Here is a 6,501-nt window from a genome sequence, read left to right on the forward strand (position 1 = left end):
TTGCTCGAATCACTGGCGCAACACAGGCATCACAGGGCACACTGGTCAACCGAGCGTGCTGCACACACCGACTGAGGCCGTTGGGGAAGACGTCCCTCGTCGAAGCAGGAGGCTCGAGTGCGCGCATTGAATCAGTTCGCGGACGTGACGGCTGGTGTTGTCTACATCCACTCGTCGCCCGCCGCGTTGTGCCCCCATATCGAATGGGCGCTGACCGCGACCCTCGACTGCCGAGCGAACCTGAAATGGACCTCGCAGCCGGCCTCCAACGGCGTCCTGCGCGCGACCACCAATTGGGTGGGGCCCGTCGGCACCGCCTCGCGGTTGGTCAATGCGCTCCGCGCCTGGCCGATGCTGCGCTTCGAGGTCACCGAGGACGCCAGCGAGGGCGTGGACGGCGAACGGTTCAGCCACGTGCCCGGCATGGGTCTGTGGCACGGATCCACCAGCGCGAACGGCGATGTCGTCGTGGGGGAGATGCGTCTGCGGGCACTGATGGAGGCCGGCGGTGACATCGCCACCGAACTGGACTACGCCCTCGGAACCGCCTGGGACGAGGCGCTCGAGCCGTTCCGCAGCGGCGGCGAAGGCGCCGAGGTCACCTGGCTGCGCCGCGACGTCGGCTGACACCCGCACACGGACGCGAAAAGGCCCCCACCGCCGGTGGGGGCCTTCTCTCGATCAATGCTCAGATCACAGCGGGATGTTCTTGTGGTCGCCGCGGGTGGAGGGGGCGGCGGCGAGGGCCGCGGTGACGACACTGCGCGTCTTGGCCGGGTCGATCTCCTCGTCCACCACACCGATCGCGACGGCACGGTCGACGCCGCCGGCGATGCTCTCGTGCTCGACGGCCAGTCGCTCGTGCAGGGCCTCCCGCTCTTCTTCCGGCGCCGCGGCCAGGGCCCGCTTGTGCAGGATGCCCACGGCCGCCTTCGCGCCCATGACTGCGACCTCGGCGTCGGGCCACGCGTAGACGGCGGTGGCGCCGAGAGCGCGGGAGTTCATGGCGATGTAGGCGCCGCCGTAGATCTTGCGGGTCACGACCGTCACCCGGGGCACGGTGGCTTCGGCGAACGCGTGGAGCAGCTTGGCTCCGCGGCGCACGACGCCTTCCCATTCCATGCTCACACCGGGGAGGTATCCCGGAACGTCCACGACCACGACCAGCGGGATGCCGAACGCGTTGCACAGCCGGACGAAGCGAGCCGACTTCTCGGCGCTCTCCGAGTTCAGGCACCCACCCAGGCGGAGCGGGTTGTTGGCGATGACACCGACGGTGCGGCCACCGAGGCGTCCGAGCCCGGTGACGATGCTGCGGGCGTAATTGCCCTGCAGTTCCTCGAAACTCGACTCACCCTCGACGTTGTCGAGAAGTTCGTGAACGATCGGGCGGACGTCGTAGGCGCGCTTCGCCGACTCCGGCATGAGCGCGCGGAGATCGGTGTCGCCGTGCGCGGCCGCGGCCTGATCGAACTCGCCCTGCTCGCAGAACATGGACACCAGGCGGCGTGCCCGGTGCAGAGCGTCACCCTCGTCGTGGGCGGCGATGTGCGCCACACCCGACTTCTTCGTGTGCGTGTCGGGGCCGCCGAGCGACACCATGTCGACCTGCTCGCCGGTGACGCTGCGGACCACGTCGGGTCCGGTGACGAACACGCGGGCCTCGGGCGCCATGATGACGACGTCGGTCAACGCGGGACCGTATGCCGCACCACCGGCCGCGAAGCCGAGGACGACGGAAATCTGTGGGACGCGGCCGGACGCGCGGACCATGGCCTCGAAGACCAGTCCGACGGCGTGCAGGGCCTCGACGCCCTCGGCGAGACGCGCGCCACCCGAGTGCCAGAGCCCGACGATGGGGGCATCTTCGGCGAGGGCGGTATCGATCGCCGTCACGATGTGCTTGCAGCCCTCGACACCCATGGCGCCGCCCATGACGGTGGCATCGGAGCAGTAGGCGATGGTGCGGACACCGTCGATGTTGCCGGACGCGGCCAGCACACCGGACTTGTCACGCGGATGGAGCGGGACGACCGTCCCGGCGTCGAACAGCTTCTCCAGGCGCGCAAGGGGATCGCGCGGATCGATCGACGCATCGGACTTCGTCGCGGGTGCCAGGATTGTCATCGCGTCCTCCTCTGTAGCGGGCCCCTCGTGGGCTGTCGATGGGTGGAGACCCCTTCAGCGAAGGGGTCTCCACCCGCGATCTAGCAGGACCGGCTGTCAGGCCCGGCCGAAGGCGAGCGCGACGTTGTGCCCACCGAAACCAAACGAGTTGTTGATCGCGAAATCGATCTCGCCGTAACGGGCTTCGCCCTTGACGACATCCAGGTCGATCTCTGGATCCTGATTCTCGAGATTCAGCGTGGGCGGAATGACTCCGTCACGCAGACTCAGGACCGTGAGCACCGCCTCGAGCGCACCGACGGCGCCGATCGAGTGCCCCAACGCGGACTTCGGTGCGTACACCGCAGCATGGTTGCCGACGGCAGCCTTGATGGCGTTCGCCTCGGCGGTGTCACCGATCGGCGTAGCCGTGGCGTGCGCGTTGATGTGCTGGATGTCCTTCTTCGTCAATCCAGCAGTCTCGATCGCCCTCGTCATGGCCCGCGCAGCGCCCGAACCCGAGGGATCGGGAGCGACGATGTGGAACCCGTCGGAGGTGATCCCCGCGCCCAACAGGCGGGCGTGGATGGTGGCACCGCGAGCCTTGGCGTGCTCCTCGGTCTCGAGGACCATCATCGCTCCGGCCTCACCGAACACGAAGCCGTCGCGATCCTTGTCGAACGGCCGTGAAGCCGCCTTCGGATCGTCGTTGCGGGTGCTCAGCGCACGCATCATCGCGAAGCTCGCGATCGGCACGGCGTCGAGGTAACCCTCCACACCACCGGCGACGATGATGTCGGCGTCGCCCATCACCAGCATGCGGTACGCATGGGCGATGGCCTCGGAACCCGAGGAGCAGGCCGACACGGGAGTGATCACTCCGGCGCGAGCCCCCAGTTCGAGTCCGACGGTGGCCGACGGACCGTTGGGCATCACCATCTGGACGGCGAACGGCGACACCTTGCGGTAGCCACCGGCCTTCATCTTCTCGACGGCGTCGATCAGAGCTTCGCCGCCGCCGAGTCCGGTGCCGATCACGACGCCGAGGCGATCCTTGTCGACCTCCGGGCTGCCGGCGTTCTCCCAGACCTGACGGCCCAGGACGAGCGCCAGCCGCTCGACGAAACTCATCCGGCGGATCTCGACCCGGGACAAGGACTCGTCGGGCGACACCTTCAGCTTGCCGCCGATCGTCACCGGAAGGTCGTTCTCCGTGACGAACGCTTCCTGGATGGTGTCGATGCCGCTCTCGCCGGCCAACAGGCCTTTCCACGTGGCATCCACGTCACCAGCGATCGACGTCGTAGCCGCGAGGCTGGTGACGACGATGTTGGGGAACTGTCTCCCGTTGGTCGAGGCGGAAGTCACGGCTGAGCTCACTCCTCGTCGTTCTTGGCAGCTTCGAGCTTGGCCTTCACGGCCTCCGCGTCGGCGCCACCTTCTGCTTCGAGCTTCTGGATGTACGACACGGCGTCACCGACGGTGCGCAGTCCGGCGAGATCCTCGTCGGGGATCTTCACGCCGTACTTGTCCTCGGTCTGGACGGCGATCTCAACCATGGAGAGGGAGTCGATGTCGAGGTCGTCGACGAAAGACTTTTCGATGGTCACCTCGGACGGCTCAATACCGGTGACCTCCTCGATGATCTCCGCGAGTCCGGCGATGATGTCTTCCTGGGTGGCGGCCACTGAGTGGCTCCCTTCTGATTCGGTGTAGATGTATCTGGAGTTGTGCAGGCACGTCCCCATCGGCCGCGCCTGCGGGCCCTGCACGCACCGAGGTGCGCGCAGCAAACTAGCCGAGTTCTGTCAGTTCGGCTAGCGCGGAGATATCCCCCGGGGTCTTGAGTGCCAGAGTCGGCGTGCCGCGCATTTCACGCTTGGCGATACCGACCAGGGTTCCGGCTGGTGGAAGTTCCGCGATCGCCGAGACCTGAGCGGTCCGCAGGCTTGCGGTACACAGGTCCCAACGCACAGGTCGGGTTACCTGCGCGGCCAGCTTAGTCAGTGCGTCGGCTCCGGATGCGACCGGTGCGCCGTCGGCGTTGGAGAGCAGAGTGCGGGTGGGTTCACCCGGTGTGATCTTGGACGCAGCCTCGGTGACGGCCTCCTGCGCGGGAGCCATGAACCGGGTGTGGAACGCGCCCGCGACGGGCAGTGCACGCACCCGAGCCTTCTCCGGCGGGTTGGCTGCGAGTTCCTCGAGCGCCGACAGCAGGCCTGCCGCGACGATCTGGCCCGCGGCGTTGCGGTTGGCCGGTTCGAGGCCCAGTTCGTCGAGTCGGGCGAGCACCTCGGCCTCGTCGCCCCCGAGGACCGCGGACATCCCGGTCGGTTCGAGTGCGCAGGCCTTGGCCATCTCCGCGCCGCGGACGGCGGCGAGGGCGACGGCGTCGTCGGCGGAGAGGACTCCGGCGACTGCCGCTGCGGCGAGTTCACCGACGGAGTGCCCGGCCGCGATGGTGTCTGCGGGAATCAGGCCACGCGCGTCGAGTTCCTCGAAGGCGAGGATCGCGGCGGCCACGACGAGAGGCTGAGTCACCGACGTGTCGGTGATCTCCTCCGCGGTCGCGGTGGTACCGAGGCGGACGAGGTCGAGGCCGGCAGCCTTCGACCACAGTGCGACACGGTCATGAGAACCCGGCAGCTCCAACCAAGGGATGAGCATGCCGGGAGTCTGAGAGCCCTGACCCGGGGCGAGCAACGAAATCACTCTTCAAGAGAACACCGTCAACGGCGTACCGCGAGATGTCGTTGCGGATGAACCTTTGTCGGCGGATTTGTTGGGTTCCCACAAAATTGCACGTGGGGTCCTCGCATCGAATCTGGACAGACGTTCGTTACAGCCCTGCTTCTCCGAATGGGAAGGGTGTGACTGGTGTTAAACGTGATATGGGTTCGTTATGGGAATGTGTCAATCGACCCACGGTAGCGGCCACTCTGAGCACATACGCATCCCGTGGATTCGTCGGATCGCGCCCGGTGACTTCGGCGATTCTCTTGAGTCGATACCGCACAGTATTTGGATGAACAAACAGCTGCCGGGCGCAAGTCTCAACCGCACCTCCACAGTCGAGATACGCGTCCAGAGTGTCGGTGAGAACACCTCCGGCGGCCGCCAGCGGAGCGACCAGATGGTCGTTGAGAGCGGTGACTGCGGCGTTGTCTCCGAGCAGTGCGCGCTCCGGTAGCAACTCGGCCGCGTGGACGGGCCGGGGGGCGCCCCGCCACCCGGCGACCGCCTGCATCGCGGCAAGCGCCTCGACGGCACTGAAGTGAGCCGCGCCGAGTGTCGGCGTGGTCGGTCCGATGATCACGGGCTCGTCCGAGAACTTGCCGAGCAGGTCGGTCATGAAACTCGAGTGCCCCGACCCCTCCTGCAGCTCGCCGCTGACGACCATCACCAGCCGCGAACCCTGCACGACCGCGAGCGCGGCGCGGCCGTGCCTCTGCGCGATGGTGTGGACCGTGCCGACGACGGAGACCCGTTCGTCCTCGGGGGGTGTGCCGACGATGACGGTGGCGGGAGCGGTGGCATCCCAGTTGAGGGTCGCCGCCCGCGACAACATGTCGGACCCGGTGTCGCCGCGGACCACGGCGTCGACCACGAGGGCCTCGAGCCGCGTGTCCCAGGCGCCGCGGGACTCCGCAGCACTCGCATACACGGAGGCAGCTGCGAAACCCAGTTCGCGGCCGTACCGCAGCACGGCCTCGGTGAGCGCGATCAGCTGCTGGTCGTTACGGGCGAGCGCCGGGAGCCACTGCTCGAAGAACTCCATCGCCACCCGCACCATGTCCACCGTCTGGCTGAGAGTGAGCCTGCGTGCCAGATCCTGCGGAATCACCTGGAACGCGTCCAGACTGAACCGGATGTCACTGTCCGGGTTCTTCAGCCATTCGAGGAAGTTGACCACCGCGGTCTGGACCAGCAACTGCACGTTGGAACGCTGAGCGGCGTCGAGGTCGTCGAAGAACGGCAGTTGATCCTGCATCGTCGTGACGGCCTCGGTCGAGAGGCGCCCGGAGAACTGTTTGACGCGACGCAACAGTGCGTCGGGCAACGGATCCCGGGTTTGTCGTCTGCGGGAGACCAACGGACTCTGCTCGACCATAGTCAAGAACCTACGCGCACCGCCGCCCGTGTTGTCCGACGGACACACGGGCGGCGGTGGGTGAGGATGGCGGCGTTACGCGCTTCCGGTATCCGTGTAGGAGACGGCGGCGGCGCGGACGTCGTCGATGCGGTACTTCGTGGCGGCTTCGACGGCCTTGGAGCGGTCGAGGGTGCCTTCGCCGGCGAGGGCGGACAGGACGGCGACGACGATGGATTCGGCGTCGACGTTGAAGTACCGGCGGGCGGCGGGGCGGGTGTCGGAGAACCCGAACCCGTCGGTGC

6 protein-coding genes and 1 pseudogene are annotated in these 6,501 nt (G+C 67.2%); 1 reads left to right on the forward strand and 6 read right to left on the reverse strand.

What is annotated here, in order from left to right; genetic code table 11:
• Nucleotides 1–117 precede the first annotated feature (117 nt).
• Nucleotides 118–627, forward strand: a complete 510-nt coding sequence (locus AC1DWT_RS34540; RefSeq protein WP_072946662.1) for a DUF3145 domain-containing protein — start codon at nt 118–120, stop codon at nt 625–627.
• A 66-nt stretch (nt 628–693) separates the two neighbouring features.
• On the opposite strand, the gene AC1DWT_RS34545 is transcribed toward AC1DWT_RS34540, so the two are convergent.
• From AC1DWT_RS34545 to AC1DWT_RS34570, 6 genes and pseudogenes are all read right to left on the reverse strand, one after another.
• Nucleotides 694–2,127, reverse strand: a complete 1,434-nt coding sequence (locus tag AC1DWT_RS34545) for an acyl-CoA carboxylase subunit beta (RefSeq protein ID WP_072946663.1) — start codon at nt 2,125–2,127, stop codon at nt 694–696.
• A gap of 96 nt (nt 2,128–2,223) precedes the next feature.
• The gene (locus AC1DWT_RS34550) at nt 2,224–3,474 is read right to left on the reverse strand and encodes a KasA/KasB family beta-ketoacyl-ACP synthase (RefSeq protein ID WP_072946664.1); all 1,251 of its coding nucleotides are present in this window, start codon (nt 3,472–3,474) and stop codon (nt 2,224–2,226) included.
• 8 nt (nt 3,475–3,482) lie between these two features.
• Nucleotides 3,483–3,794 carry a meromycolate extension acyl carrier protein AcpM gene (gene acpM / locus AC1DWT_RS34555; RefSeq protein WP_005247839.1) on the reverse strand — a complete coding sequence of 104 codons (312 nt, stop codon included), beginning with the start codon at nt 3,792–3,794 and terminating at the stop codon, nt 3,483–3,485.
• A gap of 106 nt (nt 3,795–3,900) precedes the next feature.
• Nucleotides 3,901–4,818, reverse strand: a complete 918-nt coding sequence (locus AC1DWT_RS34560; RefSeq protein ID WP_206012691.1) for an ACP S-malonyltransferase — start codon at nt 4,816–4,818, stop codon at nt 3,901–3,903.
• Between the two features lie 127 nt (nt 4,819–4,945).
• Nucleotides 4,946–6,217, reverse strand: coding sequence for a PucR family transcriptional regulator (locus tag AC1DWT_RS34565; protein ID WP_012688158.1), 1,272 nt, complete (start codon nt 6,215–6,217; stop codon nt 4,946–4,948).
• Nucleotides 6,218–6,292: 75 nt separating this feature from the next.
• Nucleotides 6,293–6,501: pseudogene (locus tag AC1DWT_RS34570) on the reverse strand (transketolase-like TK C-terminal-containing protein); the annotation flags it as partial.

The sequence above is a fragment of the Rhodococcus sp. P4_B6 genome, assembly GCF_056402215.1.